Below are 18,666 nucleotides of genomic sequence, written 5' to 3'. Positions count from 1 at the left end.
CCTTCAATGTTCCCAATACGCCGGTGCGCCAAATTTCTCCACCAGAAAATCAATCACTGCCCGCACCTTAATCGATGTTCTCCGGCCATTCGGATACAACGCCGCGATCGTCTGTGGCTCCGGTGATGTCGACACCTGATACGATTTCATCACACTCACCAGCCTTCCCTCCCGCAGGGCATCGCCAATAAGCCATGTGGGAAATACCACCAGCCCCATGCCGTCGATGGCCGCCTGCGTCAGCGTTTCTGCGTTATTACTGGTAAGCACGCCACGCAAGCTGTAAGAGCGCCATTCCTGATCTGATTCGCGGAAGTACCAGCGCTGCGAACCGGCGAATCCTTTGAAGACCAGACAGCTGTGCGAAGCAAGGTCAGCAGGTGTGGCGGGTGTGCCCGCCCGTGCCAGATAGGCCGGGCTGGCGGCGAGGCGGAAATTCTGTTGCCCGAGCGTGCGTGCCTGCATCGTGGAATCGGCCATGACCCCGATGCGGATCAGCAAATCCACGCTGTCCTGCAAGGGATCAATAAAATCATCAGTTTGCATCAGTTCGATATTCAGTCGCGGATAGTGGGCACTCAGTTCATGCAGCCAGGGCGCAATGTGCCGCTGGCCGAAAACGACGGGGGCATTGATACGCACCAGACCGCCCGGTTCGCTGTCCTGCTCCTGCAAATCCAGCGCCGCCAGTTCCAGCTGTGCCAGCACCTGACGGGCATGATCGGCCAGCAATTTGCCCGATTCGGTGGGGCTGACAGCCCGCGTATTGCGATAAAGCAGTTGCGTTTGCAGTGCCTGTTCCAGCTGTGAAATGACGCGGGATACCGTTGAAGGGGACATCGCTTCGCGACGCGCGACTTCTGAGAAATTCCCCTGATCCAGTACTGCGACAAACAGGCGCAGGGACTGGATGTTGATCTGGTTGAAGGTCTTCATCTGTGCAATATCCGCAAAGGTATTTTCCTTATTGTGCTGTTTTTCGCAAAGAAGTGCCACGCTATAGTCGCCGCTTCTTAGAATAGAGTGAGCAAGCTAATAATGAATCTGATGTTAATTCCGCTGGTCATTCTGGCGGGCATGGGGCTTTCGCTGGAGGCTGGTCTGCTCGGGCCGCTCGGGACAGAAGTGGGGCACCTGTGGGCCACGCTGAGCATATTTGGCGTCGGGGCGGTGCTGACCGGTCTGCTTGTGCTGTTTTTCAGCCCGCGTAATGCGCCGTCGTTTACGCAACAGCCCGGCTGGCAGCTGCTCGGCGGGGTGCTCGGGCCGGTGTATGTGGTCGTACTGACGCTGGCGACGCCGGTGATTGGCATCGGTATGACGATGATCGCAATTTTGTCAGGGCAGGTGGCGAAAAGCGTGCTGATTGACCATTACGGCTGGTTTGGCACACCTCATAAGAAAGTCGGCGGCGAGCGTTTACTGGCTTTGCTGTTTATCGTTGCAGCCCTTGTTTTGATTGCCTGGAGTTAACCGATGTCTGAACTGATTATGATTATTCTGGCGATCGTCGCGGGCGCGGCGCTGAGTATGCAGGCGGCGGTGAACGGTCAGCTTGGCGAGAAAGTGGGCGTGCTGAAAAGCGCCTTCCTGACCTTCAGCGTGGGCGCGGCGATTACCGCAGTGCTGATCCTGTTTCTGCAAACGCCGCAACAGGCGACCTTGCTGACCGTGCCAAAATGGCAGCTGGCCGGGGCATTATTCGGTGTGCCTTACATCATCATTATGGTGACCGCTGTTCCGCGTGTAGGAACGGCTGTGGCGACGGTGGCCGTGATTCTGGGACAGCTGGCGATGGGGATGCTCATCGATAATTTCGGCTGGCTGGATAATCCGCAGATCCCGCTATCGTGGCATCGTCTGGCGGCGATCCCTTGTCTTATCATTGCGCTGGCGCTTATCTACCGCAGCAACAGGAAAACAGAGTAATCCTTCATGACCCGCGTTTATTGCAGACGCGGGTCAAATATCATCGGCTCGCGTTCTACCGAGGCCAGTAAATCCCCAAACGCCGGATGCTGCGGATTGAGCAAAACGTTGTACTCCGATGGCACGATAACAGACGGCACTTTCAGCCCGACATAGTCACCCTCCACCAGCCAGACCTCTCCCTGACGCTGCGTACTGTCTGGTGGAGAAGGGCTGCGCCAGTCTGCCGCCAGTTCTGAGACCTCCAGCGTATCGAGCAAATCGTCCGGCACTTCGATGCTGAGCAGCGTGTAGGATTGCATCAGCATACTGGAGTGGATGTGCACCAGCATTTCCAGAATCGCCAGTGACTGGCTACCGGCCAGATAAACCACCGGTCTGCCGGGCGGATTCCATCGGCCACCATAAATCTGAGCGCCGGTGCCCGACCACGCGGTGCCCAGATGTTTTGTCTTGGTGATACGGAACAGCTTCAACTAAATACCCCGTATTCAAGACGTCCGATCAGCCGGTTGACCTCCACGGCTCCCGCTTCTGACGAAAGCAGTTCCAGCGGACGTGAACCTGCCAGCGCCGGAGCAGGGCGGGTTATCCATTCCAGCGCCGCCATACGGTCGCCTTCAAATAAATCTGTGGCTGCATCAATGGTGCGAACCAGACGCGCGACGCGTTCACTCTCATCGCTTTTCAGTAACCCGTTCCCTGCTTTTCGCCGCGCAAAATTGCGCTCGTTAATGCCCATGACTTCCAGTAATACCATCTTCGGCCATCCCAGCTCATCGTTAAGACGACTGATACTATCAACCGGAAATCCCTTTTGTATGGCATTTATCAAACTGATGCCGCTGCTTGCGGGAAGCCCCGCAGACTGCCAAAGCGGCGTTGCAGGTTGTTGCAAAGGGCTGGAAGACAGCCCGGAAAATTTCGTGTTCATCATGTGTGCCTCCGCATCGTTAATTGTCATGATTATAGCATGACAAATAACGATTGATGAATAATCGCACAGGTGTTTTTTTCACTCTCTGTCGGGTGAATGAAATCGTTCTGAAACATATATGTGATCGGTGTCACATTGAGGATGTATCAGAATGAAACACAAATTGACAAACCTTGACCAAATCTATTTATTAGCTAAGAAAAGTTAACTCTTGTAGGAAGTCGCTGGTAATTGCATGTTCTTTGAACTATATGCAGCAATCGGTTGCGGATCACAGTTTTAGGGTTTGATATATGCAACGTCTGAAAGTGGCAAGGCGTTGTTCCTCCCCCGCTTCTGGTAAAAATATGAAAAATAAAATTATTGCAGCAGGCGCTTTGATGGCTTTGTCCTACAGCGCGACCGTGCTCGCTGATGATAGCAAGGGCGAATTTGTTTCCGACTGGTGGCACCAGAGTGTAAACGTTGTAGGTAGCGCCGATACCCGTTTCGGACCGACAATTCGTAACGACGTTTATCTCGAATATGAAGCGTTTGCGCACAAAGACTGGTTTGATTTCTACGGCTACATCGATATCCCTAAAACCTTCGGTGCGGGTAACGGCAACGATACCGGTATCTGGGATAAAAACGGTTCACCGTTGTTTATGGAGATCGAACCTCGCTTCTCTATTGATAAGCTGACCGGCACTGATCTGAGCTTTGGTCCGTTCAAAGAATGGTACTTCGCCAACAACTATATCTACGATATGGGCCCGGACAGCGATAACCGTCAGAACACCTGGTACATGGGTCTGGGCACCGATATCGACACCGGTTTGCCGATGAGCCTGTCTCTGAACGTGTATGCGAAATACCAGTGGGAAAACTACAGCGCGGCCAACGAAAACAGCTGGGACGGATACCGTTTCAAAGTGAAATATTTCGTTCCGTTGACTGAAATGTGGGGCGGCAACCTGAGCTACATCGGGTTCACCAACTTTGACTGGGGCTCTTCACTGGGCGACGACGATTTCCGTGACCTGAACGGCAAAAAAGCCCGTTCTAACAACTCTATCGCCTCCAGCCATATCCTCTCGCTGAATTACACACACTGGCATTACTCGTTCGTGGCGCGTTACTTCCACAACGGCGGCCAGTGGGCTGACGGCGCTGAGCTGAACTTTGGTAACGGTAATTTCGATGTGAAATCTACCGGCTGGGGTTACTACGGCGTGATCGGTTACAGCTTCTGATATCCGAAGTTGTATTGGAAAACCCGGCTGAGGCCGGGTTTTTTTATGTTTATATTTCTGACATTTTCCCGCGCATGACGAATTTTTTTACTATCGAGTGAAATTTGTACACAACGAGAGGCGATCCCGTCGCGCCGTTGTGGCATAATGCGCGCCAAATCACATTTCCCAATTAAGAGCGAGCGTTGTGCTAAGTACTTACAACATCACCATGCAATTCGGCAGCAAGCCGTTATTTGAAAACATTAACGTGAAATTTGGCGGCGGTAACCGTTATGGCCTGATTGGCGCGAACGGTTGTGGCAAATCCACTTTCATGAAGATCCTCGGTGGCGACTTAGTGCCTTCAGCGGGTAACGTCGTACTCGACCCGAACGAGCGTCTGGGTAAATTACGTCAGGATCAGTTCGCCTTCGAAGAGTTCACCGTGCTGGACACCGTGATCATGGGCCACAACGAACTGTGGGCCGTGAAAGAAGAGCGCGACCGCATTTACGCGATGGCGGAAATGAGCGAAGCCGACGGCTATAAAGTGGCCGATCTGGAAGTCGAATACGGTGAGATGGACGGCTACAGCGCTGAATCCCGCGCGGGCGAGCTGCTGCTCGGCGTCGGCATTCCGGTAGAACAACATTACGGCCTGATGAGCGAAATCGCGCCGGGCTTTAAACTGCGTGTATTGCTGGCGCAGGCGTTGTTCTCTGACCCGGAAATTCTGCTGCTCGACGAACCAACGAACAACCTGGACATCGATACCATTCGCTGGCTGGAGCAGGTGCTGAACGAACGTAACAGCACCATGATCATCATTTCGCATGACCGTCACTTCCTGAACATGGTTTGTACGCACATGGCGGATCTGGACTACGGCGAACTGCGCGTGTATCCAGGTAACTACGATGAATACATGACCGCGGCAACGCAGGCCCGTGAACTTCTGAGCGCCAACAACGCCAAGAAGAAAGCGCAGATTGCTGAACTGCAATCCTTCGTTAGCCGCTTCAGCGCCAACGCCTCCAAATCTAAACAGGCGACGTCACGTGCCCGTCAGATTGATAAAATTCAGCTCGACGAAATCAAAGCGTCAAGCCGTCAGAACCCTTACATGCGTTTCGAGCAGGACAAGAAATTGTTCCGTAATGCACTGGAAGTGGAAAAAATCACCAAAGGTTTCGATAACGGTCCGCTGTTTAAAAACCTTGGCCTGATGCTGGAAGTTGGCGAGAAAGTCGCGATTCTGGGCGCGAACGGTATCGGTAAATCGACCCTGCTGAAAACGCTGGTCGGTGAGCATGAGCCGGAAACCGGTTCAGTGAAATGGTCCGAAAACTCTAAAATCGGTTATTACGCGCAGGATCACGAATATGAATTCGATGACTCCATGAACGTATTCGACTGGATGAGCCAGTGGAAATCCGAGAAAGATGATGAACAGGCCGTACGCGGTGTTCTGGGTCGTCTGCTGTTCGGTCAGGACGATATCAAGAAGAAAGTGAAAGTGCTTTCCGGTGGTGAGAAAGGTCGTATGTTATTCGGGAAACTGATGATGCAGCGTCCAAACATCCTGATTATGGATGAACCAACTAACCACCTTGATATGGAATCCATCGAGTCACTGAACATGGCACTGGAAATGTACGAAGGCACGCTGATCTTCGTTTCCCACGACCGTGAATTCGTGAGCTCACTGGCGACCCGTATCCTGGAAATGACGCCGACCCGCGTTATCGACTTCTCCGGCAACTACGAAGATTATTTACGTAGTCAGGGCATTAATAGTTAATCAGTGCTGATGCCAATAAAAAGTCCGCGAAATTAGCGGACTTTTTTTATACCTAAAATCAGCGGATTAATGACTACCGCACACCTCGCAATGCGGATCTTTCATCAGTTTCATCTCGCGAAATTGCATCGTCATGCCATCGAACATCAGCAGTTTTCCGCGAGGAGTGTCTCCGAATTTTGTCAGCAGCTTGATGGTTTCCATCGCCTGCAAGCTGCCGATGGTGCCAACCAAAGGTGCCATGACGCCAGCCTCGACACAGGTCAGCGCATTTTCCCCGAACAACCGGCTGAGGCAGCGATAGCAGGGCTCCTGCGGCTGGTAGGTGAAGACGCTGAGCTGCCCCTCCATGCGGATAGCCGCGCCGGAAACCAGCGGTTTTTTTTGCGCAAAACATTCACTGTTTAGCTGATTTCGCGTCGTGACGTTGTCGGTACAATCGACCACCACATCACAGGCGGCGATCAGGTCGCTGAGCAATGCGTCATCCGCCTGCGCGTTCACCTGATTCAGCCGGATATGCGGATTGATTGCCGCCAGCGCTATCGCAGCAGATTCCACTTTCGACATGCCGATCCGCGCATCAGTGTGCAGCGTCTGGCGTTGCAGATTGGAAAGCGAGACGGTGTCGAAATCCAGCAGCGTCAGCGTGCCGGTACCGGCGGCGGCCAGATATTGCGCCGCCGCGCAGCCTAATCCGCCCAGCCCGACAATCAGCGCATGGCTGGCTTTCAGCTGTTCCTGGCCATCAAAATCAAACCCTTTCAGGACGATCTGGCGGTTGTAACGCAGGGTTTCGGCGTCCGTCAGTTCCGGCAGCGTCGTCATATTTAGCTCCGCAGCAGGGCGTTGAAGGGTTCGATTTCGACGATTTCACCGGCGGCGACATTATCGCGATCACGCTCAAGCACGATAAAGCAATTGGCCTGACTGAAGGAGCTGAAGACATGCGAACCCTGATGCCCAGTGGTGCGAACTTCCAGCTGGCCTTGTGCGTTGGTGCTGTAAATGCCGCGCTGGAAATCGAGACGTCCCGCCGATTTTTTCAGTGGCGTGACAGCGACAGCCTGCAAACGCGGCGGGAACTGCCACGCGGTGTGGCCAGCCAGTTGGGCGATAAACGGCTGCACCAGCTGATAGAACGTCAGCGCCGCAGAGACCGGATTGCCCGGCAGGCCGCAGAACCAGCTGTTTTTCAGCTTACCAAAGGCGAACGGTTTGCCCGGTTTCATTGCCAGTTTCCAGAATCCGATCTCGCCCAGCTCATCGAGCATTTGTTTGGTGTAATCGGCTTCGCCGACGGAGACGCCGCCGCTGGAAATCACCAGATCGGCAAACGCGTTGGCTTCTTCAAAGGCTTTGCGCAGCGCCTGCGGATCGTCGCGAATGATGCCCAGATCAAGCACTGTGCAGCCCAGCTGTTCCAGCATCAGGCGCACTGCAAAACGGTTGGTGTCGTAAATCTGACCTTCCTGCAACGGCGTTCCTACCGGTTGCAGTTCGTCGCCAGTTGAGAACACGGCGACTTTCAACGTTTTCCACACCTGAACCTCGGTCACACCCAGCGAAGCCAGCAGCGGCAGCTCTGCCGCGCCCAGACGCACGCCCTGCGGCAATACGCTGTCGCCTTGTTTGATGTCGTCACCGGTCAGGCGGATGTTCTGGCCTGACGTGACCGCATGCGTGAAACGCACGCCTGCGTCCGAGACTTCCGCCTGTTCCTGCATGACAACCGCGTCCGCGCCTTCTGGCACCGGTGCGCCGGTCATGATGCGGATGCAGGTCCCGGCAGGCCATTCGCCGTGGAAAGGCACACCGGCAAAGGCCTTGCCTGAAACCGGCAGTACCGCGCCGTCGTGCAGATCGGCACAACGCACGGCGTAACCGTCCATCGCAGAATTATCAAAAGGCGGAACGAATACCGGCGAAAGCACCGGTGCGGCGGTAACGCGTCCAGCGGCGGTATCGAGCGCCACGGATTCGGCATCCTGAGCGGTTTTTGGCGGAACGTGGCCGCGCATTTTATCCAGCGCTTCCTGAAGTGAGATTAAACCGGCTGTATTGAATTCCATGAAAATTCCTTAGTGATTACGTCCCGGCGGCGCGGGTGATTTCACCGGAGGCCGGGCGGAAAAATAGAGCATGCGCACAGTATGACAGAGAAACGGGACGAACCAAAAATCGCTGTAGGCGTAAAAACTTCGCGGGGATTGTCGAAAAATTGAGATCGATCCCAAAATTAACAATGTAACGCAGGTATCATGTTTACCGTTATTTGTGACATCCGTCACACAACTGTCATACAAACAGGAATAACCGGTGCTTAAAAAAAATCGCCATCAGGCCATCCTTCAGCTGGTTGAACAGCATGAAGTGTTACAGGTTAGCGAACTGGCACAATCGCTGGATGTGAGTCTCGAAACCATTCGCCGCGATCTCAGTGAAATGCAGGATAAAGGTTTGATCCTGCGTCGCCACGGACGCGCCCGCCGTCTGGTTGCTCAGCCTCAGACATCCTGGCTCAACAGTTTGCAGCGCTGCCCTCAGATGTAACCGGGCAGTAAGAATAAGAAAAGGGAAGGCTCCGTGGAGTCTTCCCTTTTTTATGCGCCAATGTCCGTGCTTAGTGCGCCGGTTGTTGCTCAAGCGCTTCGGCTTTACTGTTGACGGAGGCGAAAATCAGCGCCACCAGCAGGAAGACGTAGGAAATAGTCGCAGTATTCAGCGCCCAGAACAAACCGTACTGGCTGTACACCAGCGACGACAGGGTAGAGAAAATCAGCGTACCGATCGTGCCGATGGTCAGCAGCGCGGAGGTGAGCGTAGGCGGCGAGTTTTTCACCTGCAGGCTGCCGTAGCTCATGATGCCGGAGAACAGGCCAGAGTTGCAGAAGCCGAACAGGCCAGCGCAAATCAGGATAAGTGTCGTATTCCCGCTGTTGGCGGCAGTCGCCAGACAGGCCAGCCCGACAAACGTGGAGATCAGCAGGTAAGTCCGCAGTTTTACGAAGCGTACCGTAAACTGATTTACAAACAGGCCGATGGATTTCACCGTCCAGTAGGTGGTGATGTAAAACGCGGCACTGTCAGCGGCCATGCCGAAATGTTCTTTCATCCAGCTTGGCAGCCACATGGTGAAAATTGGCTCAGCCAGCAGGAAGGCAAACAGCGCGAAGCACAGCACCCAGACGGACATACCCCAGCGCTGCTGCTCATCTTTCTTCATCGAAGTGGCGTTTTCCGATTGCGGTATCGACGGGAATTTCTGCCCGACGCACAACACAATCATCATCAGACTCAGCACCGCCATCACACCGTACATCGCCAGCCAGCTCGCGCCGTGCTGGAACAGATAGCCGAGCAACAGGGATAACACCACGCCTGCCAGCGCAAAGAAGAAATCGGTGAGGATTAAGTTCGCCGAGCGTTTTTTCGGATCTTCATTTATGCGCACCACCAGATAGCTGCCGATGGACATCATGATCCCAGAGGCTGCACCAATCAGGAAAACGCCGATGCCGAACATGGTGATGGTCGGCACCAGAAACAGCGTGATACAGGTCAGCACGGAAACCGCCGAGCCGGTAATAAGCTGTTTGCCCAGATTGAATTTTCGCATCAGTACGCCGCTGACCATGATCGGCAGGAACAGACCAATATTCATCAGTGTGAACATCTGACCGATAAAGCCCGGATCTTTACCAAACGCCTGTGACACAGGGCCGATGACAATCCCGAGCGTGGAAACCAGCGCGCCTGTAAAGAAGTAACTGAGCCAGGAGATCATATTGATCCGCTGGCGGTTGAATGTCTGTTCCATCACGGTTCCTTATTTTGCAGCCGCTGACAGGTCGGCGAAGAACGCACGGATCAGTCGGGTGAAATCGCCCACGGCCAGTTTGGCGCAGCTCAGGGTTTGTTCATGGGAAAGCGGAGTATCGGAAAGGCCCTCGGCGAAGTTAGTCATCGCAGAAACCGCCAGCACTTTCAGGCCACAATGGCGGGCAGAAATCACTTCCGGCACGATGGACATCCCGACCACGTCGCAACCTAAAGTCTGCATCATGCGGATTTCAGCCGGTGTTTCGAAGTTCGGGCCGGTGTAGGCAGCGAATACGCCTTCCGCAACGTCGATGTCCAGTTTGCTGGCTACCGCGTGGAGTTTAGCGCGCAGGTCTTTGTCATAGGCGTTGGCCAGGCTGAAGAAGCGCGGCCCGAAACGGTCATCGTTCGGGCCCGCCAGCGGGGATTCCGGCATAAAGCTGACGTGGTCGGTCAGGGCAACCAGGCGGCCCGGCGCCACTTCTTTACGCATCGAACCGGCTGCGTTGGTCGCCAGCAGGAATTCACAACCAAGCAGTTTAAAGGTGCGCACGGCGCTGGTCATTACGGACATGCCGTGGCCTTCGTACATGTGGCCGCGGCCTTTCATACACATCACCGGAATGCCTTCCAGCGTGCCCAGCACCAGCTCACCGGCGTGGCCAACGACGCTGCTTTGCGGGAAACCCGGCAGCTCGCTGTAAGGAATGGCGATGGCGTCGGCCATGTCGTCACACAGCGTACCGAGGCCGGAACCTAAAATCAGCGCGGCCCGAGGAATAAAGCCCGGTGCGCGCTGGCGGATAATTGCTGCACAGTCAAAAGCGTTGTTATTGAGCATGATCACTTCTCTCATTGTTCACAGTAGGTAGGGGGTGCTGGCAATGCTAGGGTGAGCGGCTGTTCAGGTCTAATACCGATGTTCTGGTGGATTTATAGCGAAAACCTATAAATCCAACAGATTCATATTTATGGATAAATCGATGTTTCGGAGACAAACATGACGCGACCCTTTACCGACTCGGTATTCGATCTCGGCCAGATAAATCTGCGACTTTTGCACTATTTTCGCGTGGTGGCGGAAGAGCTGAGTTTCAGCAAAGCGGCGGTGCGTTTGAATATGTCACAGCCGCCGCTCAGCCTGCACATTAAAGAACTGGAAGTGATGCTTGGCACGCCGCTGTTTCTGCGCACCACGCGTTCCGTCTCGCTGACCCCTGCCGGTGCGGCGCTTATGCGCGAAGCCGGGCTGATGCTCGACAGCATCAACCGTTCCCTGCATCAGGTGAGAAAAATCGGGCGCGGCGAGGTCGGGCACATTCAGTTCGGCACGGTCGGCACTGCCGCGTGGGGGCCGCTGATGCCTGCGCTTAACCGCTTCGGTCAAAGTGCGCCGGAAATCAGCTGGTCGATTACCGAACTGACGCCGGTGCAGCAAATCGACGCGCTGCAACTGCAAAGGATTGATATCGGTATCTGGCGCGAGGCCAGGGTGTCACTGCCGCAGGGGCTATCCAGCAAGCTGATGGGACGGGAGAACGTCGCGTTGGCGATTTCAGAACAGCATCCGCTGGCGGCTAAAAACAGCGTCGTACTGGGCGAACTGGCGCATGAGGATTTTATTCTGATGCCGATGAACAGCTCCAGCCTCGGCGGTTATCTCTATTCGATGTGCCGCCAGCACGGCTTTCTGCCGCAGGTGAAACATCAGGTGAACGAGCCGCAAACTGCGCTGGCGCTGGTGGCGAACGGCTATGGCATCACGCTGTTGCCGGAAAGCTACGCGCGGATCCACTGGCCGGGCGTGCGGTTCTGCGCGCTGAGCGAAAGGTTACCCGTCGATTTATATGCGATTTATCAGACGGATTCGGTGACACCGGCGGCGGCACGTTTTCTGGATTCACTGGGCGGGGAAGGCTGAAGCAGCAGGGCCGAAGCCCTGCTGTAAGCATTGAATTTAGTGAGCGGAAATTTCGTGGTTAATCTTCTCGGCCTTACTTTTCAGGCTGGCAAAAATCACCATCAGCACCAGCAACGCGTAGGAAATGGTGGCGATGTTCAGCGCCCAGAACAGACCGTACTGGTTGTAGATGAAAGAAGAGAACGACGCGAAAATCAGCGTGCCGACGGAGCTAGTGGTCAGCAGCGCGGAGGTCAGCGTTGGCGGGGAGTTCTTGACCTGCAGGCTGCCGTAGCTCATCAGGCCGGAGAACAGGCCGGAGTTACAGAAACCAAACAGACCGACCGCAATCAGCACCATCAGCTCGGAGTTGCTGGTGGTCAGCACGCTCAGGCTGGCCATACCCACTACGACAGACACCAGCAGGAAGGTGCGCAGTTTCACGAAGCGGACGGTGAACTGGTTGAGGAACAGGCCAATCGCTTTCACCATCCAGTAGGTGGTGATGTAAATTGCGGCGCGGTCGGTTTCCATGCCGAAATGTTCATGCAGCCAGCTTGGCATCCACAGCGTGAAGACCAGTTCGGTAAATACGAATGCAAACAATGCGATACACAGGAAGAATACCGCGATGCCCCATGGCTCCTGTGCGACGCTGCTGTTTTTCTCGGTTTTTACCGGTTGTGCCACGGTCGGGAATTTCTGGCCTGCGCAGAGCAGGATCATCAGCAGGCTAAGCACGCCCATGATGCCGTACATCGCCAGCCAGCTTGCGCCATGTTTGAACAGGAAGCCCAGCACCAGTGAGAGCGTCATACCGGAAAGCGCGAAGAAGAAGTCGGTGAAAATCAGGTTCGCCGAACGCTTTTTCGGATCATCATTGATGCGCACCACCAGATAGCTGCCGATGGACATCATCAGGCCCGCCGTTGCGCCAATCAGGAACACACCCACGCCAAACAGCGTGATAGACGGCACGATAAACAGCGCGATACACACCAGTACGGAAACGAAGGAGCCGGTCATCAGCTGTTTGCCCAGATCAAACTTACGCATCAGGATGCCGCTGACCATAATTGGCAGGAATAAACCGATGTTCATTAAGGAGAACATTTGCCCGATGAAACCCGGATCTTTGTTGAAGGCGGTTGCCACTGGCCCGATAACGATACCGAGAGTGGAAACCAGTCCACCGGTAAAGAAGTAACTGAGCCAGGAGATCACATTGATCCGACGGCGGTTATAAACAGTTTCCATCACTGAATCCCTAAAAAGAAAAAATATAAAAAAGGCCGCAGGAAGCTTAGCCAGAGGTGCTTTTATCCACGGTTAGGACGTTTATTATTCCCGTTATTTAGTCATTTGTCTTGGATGTTTATTCGATCCCCTTATTTAATTTTCTCAAACAATCTAAGCAATTAGCGCTGTATCAGTGGTTTTACATTTCTGCTTTACATACTGTAGCGGGCTAAATATAGTCAAAAACAGGTCCGCATTTCTCTTTACATAAATACAACAACACAGGGTGCAGTGCTAATGAGTTCTTCTACTGATAATTCAGCGGCTTCCGTTTCGAACAAGAAGCGCCCGGTCATTGCGATTCATGGTGGCGCCGGGGCGATTACCCGTGCGTCGATGAGTGCCGAAAAAGAACAACATTATTTAGCCGAGCTGGAACGCATTGTTTCCAGCGGGCAGGCCATTCTTGCCGCAGGGGGCAGCGCGCTGGATGCGGTGACGGAAGCGGTGCGATTACTGGAAGAATGCCCGCTGTTTAACGCCGGAAAGGGCGCCGTTTTTACCCATCAGGGCACCCACGAATTAGACGCCTGTATTATGGATGGCCGCACGCTGGACGCCGGTGCCATCAGCTGCGTCAACCATATCCGCAACCCGATCCTCACCGCCCGCAAGGTGCTTGAAGTCAGCCCGCACGTGATGTTTACCGGCGCAGGCGCAGAAACCTTCGCCCGCGAGCAGGGACAGGAAATGGTCGGGGCGGAATACTTCTTTACGCAGGAACGTTACGACCAGTTGCAGCGGGCCATTGCCGCCGACAGTGGCGTGCTGCTCGACCACGACGGCGCATCGCAAAGCAACGACCCGCTTGATCCTGAACGCAAATTTGGCACCGTCGGTGCCGTGGCGATGGACGCGCTGGGCAATCTGGCAGCGGCGACCTCCACTGGCGGTATGACCAACAAACAGGCCGGACGCGTAGGTGATTCCCCTATCATCGGCGCAGGCTGCTACGCCAGCAACCATACGGTGGCGATTTCCAGCACCGGCACCGGCGAAGTGTTTATGCGCACGGTGGCGGCCTATGACGTGGCGGCCCTGATCGAATACGCCGGATTATCGCTGGAAGAAGCAACCCACAAGGTCGTGCAGGAAAAGCTGCTACCCCTCGGTGGGATCGGCGGAATGATTGCTGTCGACCGCTTTGGCAACGTGGCGCTGCCGTTTAACAGCGAAGGCATGTACCGCGGATTTGCCCGCGTCGGCGATGCCCCCAGCGTCAGCATCTACCGTTCATGAAGAATGTCATGAATCCCTCTCTTATCCTTCCGCCCGAGAGCGTTCTGGCGGTAAGCAACCTCAGCGTGCAGTTCACGCATGAGGGGCAGGTGATCCCGGCAGTCAATAATCTCAGTTTTCAGGTGCGACGCGGCGAAACGCTAGCGATCGTAGGCGAATCGGGTTCGGGTAAATCGGTGACTTCGCTGGCGCTGATGCGTCTGGTAGAGCAGGGCGGCGGGCAGATTTCGCAGGGCGAAATGCAGTTTCGTCGACGTAACGGCGAAATTGTTGAACTGATGGCCGCCTCGCAGTCGCAAATGCGCAGCCTGCGCGGTGCCGATATGGCGATGATTTTTCAGGAGCCGATGACCTCGCTCAATCCGGTGTTTCCGGTGGGCGAGCAAATCGCCGAATCCATCCGTCTGCATCAGGATAAAGATCACCGCGCCGCCCGTGCGGAAGCGCTGCGGATGCTGGATTTAGTGCGCATTCCCGAAGCCAAAAATATCCTCGACAGTTTTCCCCACCAGCTTTCCGGTGGAATGCGCCAGCGCGTGATGATTGCGATGGCGCTGTCTTGTAAACCTGCGCTGCTGATTGCCGATGAGCCTACCACCGCGCTGGATGTGACCATTCAGGCGCAAATCCTGCAGCTTATCCGCGTGCTACAAAAAGAGATGCAGATGGGGGTGATTTTTATCACCCACGACATGGGCGTGGTGGCCGAAATCGCCGACCGCGTGCTGGTGATGCACAAGGGTAACAGCGTGGAAACGGGTGACGTGGCGTCGATTTTCCATTCGCCGCAACAGCCTTACACGCAGGCGCTGCTGGCCGCCGTGCCGAAACTCGGTTCGATGAAAGGCAAACCGCTGCCTGCGCGTTTTCCTCTGCCCGAACAATCTGAAAGCGATCCGCAACTGGTGCAAAACACCCTGACGCCGGGCGCGCCGCCGATTTTGCAGGTAAAAGATCTGGTCACGCGGTTTGATCTGCGCAGTGGCATTTTCAACCGCGTCACCCGACGCATTCACGCGGTGGAAAAAGTCAGTTTTGATTTACATCCTGGCGAAACGCTGGCGCTGGTCGGTGAATCCGGCTGCGGAAAATCCACCACCGGCCGCTCGTTGCTCAAGCTGGTGAAGAGTCAGGGCGGGACGATCACCTTTAACGGCCAGCCGCTGACCGACGTGAGCGGCAGCGCGCTGCAACATCTGCGACGCGACATTCAGTTCATTTTTCAGGATCCGTACGCTTCGCTCGATCCGCGCCTGACGGTGGGGTATTCGATCATGGAGCCACTATTGGTGCATAAAATCGCCAAAGGCAAAGAGGCGGAAGACCGCGTAGCGTGGCTGCTGGAAAAGGTCGGATTGCTGCCGGAACACGCGCAGCGATATCCGCACGAATTTTCCGGCGGGCAGCGGCAGCGGATTTGTATCGCGCGTGCGCTGGCGCTCAATCCTAAAGTGGTGATTGCCGATGAGTCTGTCTCGGCGCTCGACGTGTCGATTCAGGCACAAATCATTAATTTACTCATGGATTTGCAGAAAGAATTTGGACTGGCCTTTCTGTTTATTTCGCACGACATGGCCGTGGTGGAGCGTATCAGCCATCGCGTGGCGGTGATGTATCTCGGACAGATTGTGGAAATCGGCCCGCGTCGCGCAGTGTTTGAAAATCCTCAGCACGCCTATACCCGCAAACTGATGGCGGCGGTGCCGGTGGCCGATCCGGCGCACAAGCGAAAAGAACAGGCGCTGCTGGTCGATGAAATCCCAAGCCCGATCCACGATTTAAACGATGAACCGCGCGTGGCCCCGCTGGTACAAGTGGCGGAAGGACATTTTGTGGCACGGCACGCGATTGCCGGTGTGTACTGATTTTTGTGGCCGCTCATTTTGAACGGTCAATCTTGTAAGACAAACGGGTAAGACAGGAAAAGGAACTGACATGAATCAGCAGAAACGTAAAGGTAAGAACGTTGTCCGTCAGGCCGTGCTCGCTGCCGCTGTTTTCGGTTCGCTGGCGTCCGCCTCGGCGTGGGCAGCCAAAGACGTCGTGGTCGCGGTAGGCTCTAACTTCACCTCGCTCGATCCTTATGACGCCAACGACACGCTGTCGCAGGCGGTGGCCAAATCCTTCTATCAGGGACTGTTCGGCTTCGATAAAAATATGAAGCTGGAGAACGTGCTGGCGGATAGCTACACGGTAAGCAAAGACGGTCTGGTGTACACCATCAAACTGCATCCGGGCATTAAGTTCCAGGACGGCACCGATTTCAACGCCGCGGCGGTGAAGGTTAACTTTGACCGCGCCAGCAACCCGGACAGCCATCTGAAGCGGTATAACCTGTTCAAAAATATCGCCAGCACCGAAGCGGTGGATGACACCACGGTGAAAATTACCCTGAAAGAACCGTTCTCGGCGTTCATCAACATTCTGGCGCACCCGTCTGCGGTGATTATCTCTCCGGCGGCGCTGACCAAATACGGCAAAGAGATTGGTTTCCATCCGGTCGGCACCGGCCCGTATACGCTGGAACAGTGGAACCAGACTGACTTCGTGAAAGTGAAGAAATTCGACGGCTACTGGAAGAAAGACGAAACCAAACTCGACACCATTACCTGGCGTCCGGTGGTAGACAACAATACCCGCGCGGCAATGCTGCAAACCGGCGAAGCGGATTTCGCCTTCCCGGTGCCTTACGAGCAGGCCGCCTTGCTGGAGAAAAATCCGAAGCTGGATCTGGTTACCGCACCCTCGATCCTGCATCGCTACATCAGCCTGAACGTCACGCAAAAGCCGTTTGATAACGTCAAGGTGCGTGAGGCAATCAACTACGCCATCAACAAAGATGCGTTGATCAAAGTGGCGTTTGCCGGTTATGCCGTACCGTCCGAAGGGCCATTGCCACAGGGTATTGAGTACGCTGCGAAATTCAAACCCTGGCCTTACGATCCGGCCAAAGCCAAAGCGTTGCTGAAAGAAGCGGGCTATCCGGATGGTTTCACCACCACACTGTGGTCGTCGCATAACAACAGCACCGCGCAGAAAGTTTTGCAGTTTACCCAGCAGCAACTGGCGCAGGTGGGTATCAAAGTGAACGTGACTGCCATGGATGCTGCGCAGCGTGCGGCGCAGGTTGAGAACGTCGGGCAGAAAGAGGCGGGTGTGCGCATGTTCTACACCGGCTGGTCTGCCTCAACGGGCGAAGCTGACTGGGCGCTGTCACCGCTGTTCTCCACCCAGGCGGCTCCGCCTAAACAATTCGGCACGGCGTTTTACAGCAATGCGCAGGTGGATAAAGACCTGACCGATGCGCTGAAAACCACCGACAAAGCCGAGAAAGCCAAACTATACGCCGATGCCCAGAAACAAATCTGGACCGACGCGCCGTGGGCCTTCTTAGTGACCGAACGTCTGGTGTCAGCGAAAAACAAACGTCTGAGCGGTTTCTATGTGATGCCGGATACCGCGTTCAGTTTTGATGAAGCGGATGTGAAATAATACGCGATGAAGTTTTCAGGGCGTGAAGCAGGTTAGCTGCGCGCCCTGAACTTGTGTGTTCCTGCGACGGAACATGGATATCGTATCGTGCAATCACAGACAGCGAATCATGCTTAATTATTTTCTAAAACGACTGCTTGGATTGATCCCGACACTGCTGATTGTGGCCGTGCTGGTCTTTTTGTTTGTGCATCTTTTACCGGGCGACCCGGCGCGGCTGATGGCCGGTCAGGACGCCGATGCCAGCGTTGTGGCGCTGGTGCGTCAGGACCTGGGGCTGGATAAGCCGCTGTATCAGCAGTTTCTCACCTTCTTTGGCAATGCGCTGACCGGCGATTTCGGTCATTCGATGGTGTCGAAACGTCCGGTCATCGATGAAATCAGTTCCCGCTTTATGCCGACTTTCTGGCTGACGCTGACCAGCATGGTGTGGTCGGTGATTTTCGGGCTGGTGATCGGCGTAGTGTCTGCCGTCTGGCGCAACCGCTGGCCGGATCGTCTCGGCATGGCGCTCGCCGTTTCCGGTATCTCCTTTCCCGCTTTTGCTCTCGGCATGTTGCTTATGCAGGTGTTCTCCGTCCAGCTTGGCTGGTTGCCGACCGTGGGTGCCGACAGCTGGCAGCATTACATTCTGCCATCTGTCACGCTGGGTGCGGCCGTGGCGGCGATCATGGCACGCTTTACCCGCGCCTCTTTTGTTGAGGTCATGCAGGAGGATTACATGCGCACCGCGCGGGCGAAGGGCGTTCACGAAGGCATGGTGGTGATAAAACATGGCCTGCGTAACGCGATGATCCCGGTGGTGACCATGATGGGCTTACAGTTTGGGTTCCTGCTCGGCGGCTCAATTGTGGTCGAAAAAGTCTTTAACTGGCCGGGGTTAGGGCGGTTGTTGGTGGATTCGGTCGAGATGCGCGATTACCCGGTGATTCAGGCCGAAGTGCTGCTGTTTTCGCTGGAGTTCATCCTGATCAACCTGCTGGTGGACATGCTGTACGCCGTGATTAACCCTTCCATCCGATACAAGTGA

General features: G+C 55.0%; 18 protein-coding genes. 10 read left to right on the top strand and 8 right to left on the bottom strand.

Annotated features, from left to right (window positions below; genetic code table 11):
* Positions 1-3 precede the first annotated feature (3 nt).
* Positions 4-936, bottom strand: a complete 933-nt coding sequence (locus I2123_RS16880; RefSeq protein ID WP_213051073.1) for a LysR family transcriptional regulator — start codon at positions 934-936, stop codon at positions 4-6.
* Positions 937-1,038: 102 nt separating this feature from the next.
* Here I2123_RS16880 and I2123_RS16875 point away from each other — a divergent pair, with 102 nt between their 5' ends.
* Together I2123_RS16875 and I2123_RS16870 are read left to right on the top strand one after the other, a co-directional pair.
* Positions 1,039-1,473 (top strand): DMT family transporter, encoded by a 435-nt coding sequence (locus I2123_RS16875; RefSeq protein WP_120078214.1) that lies wholly within the window; start codon positions 1,039-1,041, stop codon positions 1,471-1,473.
* Positions 1,474-1,476: 3 nt separating this feature from the next.
* Entirely contained in the window at positions 1,477-1,929 is a 453-nt protein-coding gene (locus tag I2123_RS16870) for a DMT family transporter (protein ID WP_112166481.1), read from the top strand.
* Between the two features lie 17 nt (positions 1,930-1,946).
* On the opposite strand, the gene I2123_RS16865 is transcribed toward I2123_RS16870, so the two are convergent.
* Positions 1,947-2,405: an RES family NAD+ phosphorylase gene (locus I2123_RS16865; protein WP_112166479.1), complete on the bottom strand. Its 459-nt coding sequence runs from the start codon at positions 2,403-2,405 to the stop codon at positions 1,947-1,949.
* Positions 2,402-2,866: a type II RES/Xre toxin-antitoxin system antitoxin gene (gene parS, locus I2123_RS16860; RefSeq protein ID WP_244207738.1), complete on the bottom strand. Its 465-nt coding sequence runs from the start codon at positions 2,864-2,866 to the stop codon at positions 2,402-2,404. Before parS ends, I2123_RS16865 begins: the two co-directional genes overlap by 4 nt.
* Positions 2,867-3,213: 347 nt before the next feature.
* On the opposite strand from parS, the gene I2123_RS16855 reads away from it, so the two are divergent.
* Positions 3,214-4,101 carry a nucleoside-specific channel-forming protein Tsx gene (locus I2123_RS16855; RefSeq protein ID WP_112166477.1) on the top strand — a complete coding sequence of 296 codons (888 nt, stop codon included), beginning with the start codon at positions 3,214-3,216 and terminating at the stop codon, positions 4,099-4,101.
* Between the two features lie 187 nt (positions 4,102-4,288).
* Positions 4,289-5,884 carry an ABC-F family ATPase gene (locus tag I2123_RS16850; RefSeq protein ID WP_072158016.1) on the top strand — a complete coding sequence of 532 codons (1,596 nt, stop codon included), beginning with the start codon at positions 4,289-4,291 and terminating at the stop codon, positions 5,882-5,884.
* Between the two features lie 66 nt (positions 5,885-5,950).
* On the opposite strand, the gene moeB is transcribed toward I2123_RS16850, so the two are convergent.
* Together moeB and moeA are read right to left on the bottom strand one after the other, a co-directional pair.
* The gene (moeB, locus tag I2123_RS16845; protein WP_213051072.1) at positions 5,951-6,712 is read right to left on the bottom strand and encodes a molybdopterin-synthase adenylyltransferase MoeB; all 762 of its coding nucleotides are present in this window, start codon (positions 6,710-6,712) and stop codon (positions 5,951-5,953) included.
* 2 nt (positions 6,713-6,714) lie between these two features.
* Positions 6,715-7,956 carry a molybdopterin molybdotransferase MoeA gene (gene moeA / locus I2123_RS16840; protein WP_213051071.1) on the bottom strand — a complete coding sequence of 414 codons (1,242 nt, stop codon included), beginning with the start codon at positions 7,954-7,956 and terminating at the stop codon, positions 6,715-6,717.
* Between the two features lie 247 nt (positions 7,957-8,203).
* Between moeA and I2123_RS16835 the strand changes: the two genes are divergently transcribed.
* On the top strand, positions 8,204-8,437 hold the full coding sequence (locus I2123_RS16835; RefSeq protein WP_056769160.1) for a DeoR family transcriptional regulator: 234 nt from the start codon (positions 8,204-8,206) through the stop codon (positions 8,435-8,437).
* A 70-nt stretch (positions 8,438-8,507) separates the two neighbouring features.
* On the opposite strand, the gene tsgA (I2123_RS16830) is transcribed toward I2123_RS16835, so the two are convergent.
* Together tsgA (I2123_RS16830) and xapA are read right to left on the bottom strand one after the other, a co-directional pair.
* Complete coding sequence (gene tsgA / locus I2123_RS16830) at positions 8,508-9,704, bottom strand: MFS transporter TsgA (protein ID WP_213051070.1); 1,197 nt, start codon at positions 9,702-9,704, stop codon at positions 8,508-8,510.
* 9 nt (positions 9,705-9,713) lie between these two features.
* Positions 9,714-10,547, bottom strand: a complete 834-nt coding sequence (gene xapA / locus I2123_RS16825; protein WP_213051069.1) for a xanthosine phosphorylase — start codon at positions 10,545-10,547, stop codon at positions 9,714-9,716.
* Positions 10,548-10,706: 159 nt separating this feature from the next.
* Here xapA and I2123_RS16820 point away from each other — a divergent pair, with 159 nt between their 5' ends.
* Positions 10,707-11,627 carry a LysR family transcriptional regulator gene (locus tag I2123_RS16820; protein ID WP_112166466.1) on the top strand — a complete coding sequence of 307 codons (921 nt, stop codon included), beginning with the start codon at positions 10,707-10,709 and terminating at the stop codon, positions 11,625-11,627.
* A gap of 36 nt (positions 11,628-11,663) precedes the next feature.
* Here the strand turns inward: I2123_RS16820 and tsgA (I2123_RS16815) are convergent, their stop codons facing one another.
* Positions 11,664-12,863: an MFS transporter TsgA gene (gene tsgA / locus I2123_RS16815; protein ID WP_213051068.1), complete on the bottom strand. Its 1,200-nt coding sequence runs from the start codon at positions 12,861-12,863 to the stop codon at positions 11,664-11,666.
* A 279-nt stretch (positions 12,864-13,142) separates the two neighbouring features.
* Between tsgA (I2123_RS16815) and I2123_RS16810 the strand changes: the two genes are divergently transcribed.
* The 4 genes from I2123_RS16810 (at position 13,143) to gsiC (ending at position 18,666) form a co-directional block, all read left to right on the top strand.
* Positions 13,143-14,144 carry an isoaspartyl peptidase/L-asparaginase family protein gene (locus I2123_RS16810; protein ID WP_213051067.1) on the top strand — a complete coding sequence of 334 codons (1,002 nt, stop codon included), beginning with the start codon at positions 13,143-13,145 and terminating at the stop codon, positions 14,142-14,144.
* Between the two features lie 8 nt (positions 14,145-14,152).
* A complete protein-coding gene (gene gsiA, locus I2123_RS16805; protein ID WP_414059548.1) occupies positions 14,153-16,009 on the top strand; it encodes a glutathione ABC transporter ATP-binding protein GsiA in 1,857 nt (618 codons plus the stop codon).
* Positions 16,010-16,079: 70 nt separating this feature from the next.
* The gene (gene gsiB / locus I2123_RS16800) at positions 16,080-17,636 is read left to right on the top strand and encodes a glutathione ABC transporter substrate-binding protein GsiB (protein WP_213051065.1); all 1,557 of its coding nucleotides are present in this window, start codon (positions 16,080-16,082) and stop codon (positions 17,634-17,636) included.
* Between the two features lie 109 nt (positions 17,637-17,745).
* Entirely contained in the window at positions 17,746-18,666 is a 921-nt protein-coding gene (gene gsiC / locus I2123_RS16795; protein WP_112166456.1) for a glutathione ABC transporter permease GsiC, read from the top strand.

Origin of the sequence: Rahnella inusitata, assembly GCF_018288855.1 — a bacterium.
Classification (GTDB): domain Bacteria; phylum Pseudomonadota; class Gammaproteobacteria; order Enterobacterales; family Enterobacteriaceae; genus Rahnella; species Rahnella inusitata.
The sequence above is the reverse complement of the archived record's forward strand: the minus strand, read 5'-3'. Positions and strand labels throughout refer to the sequence as shown.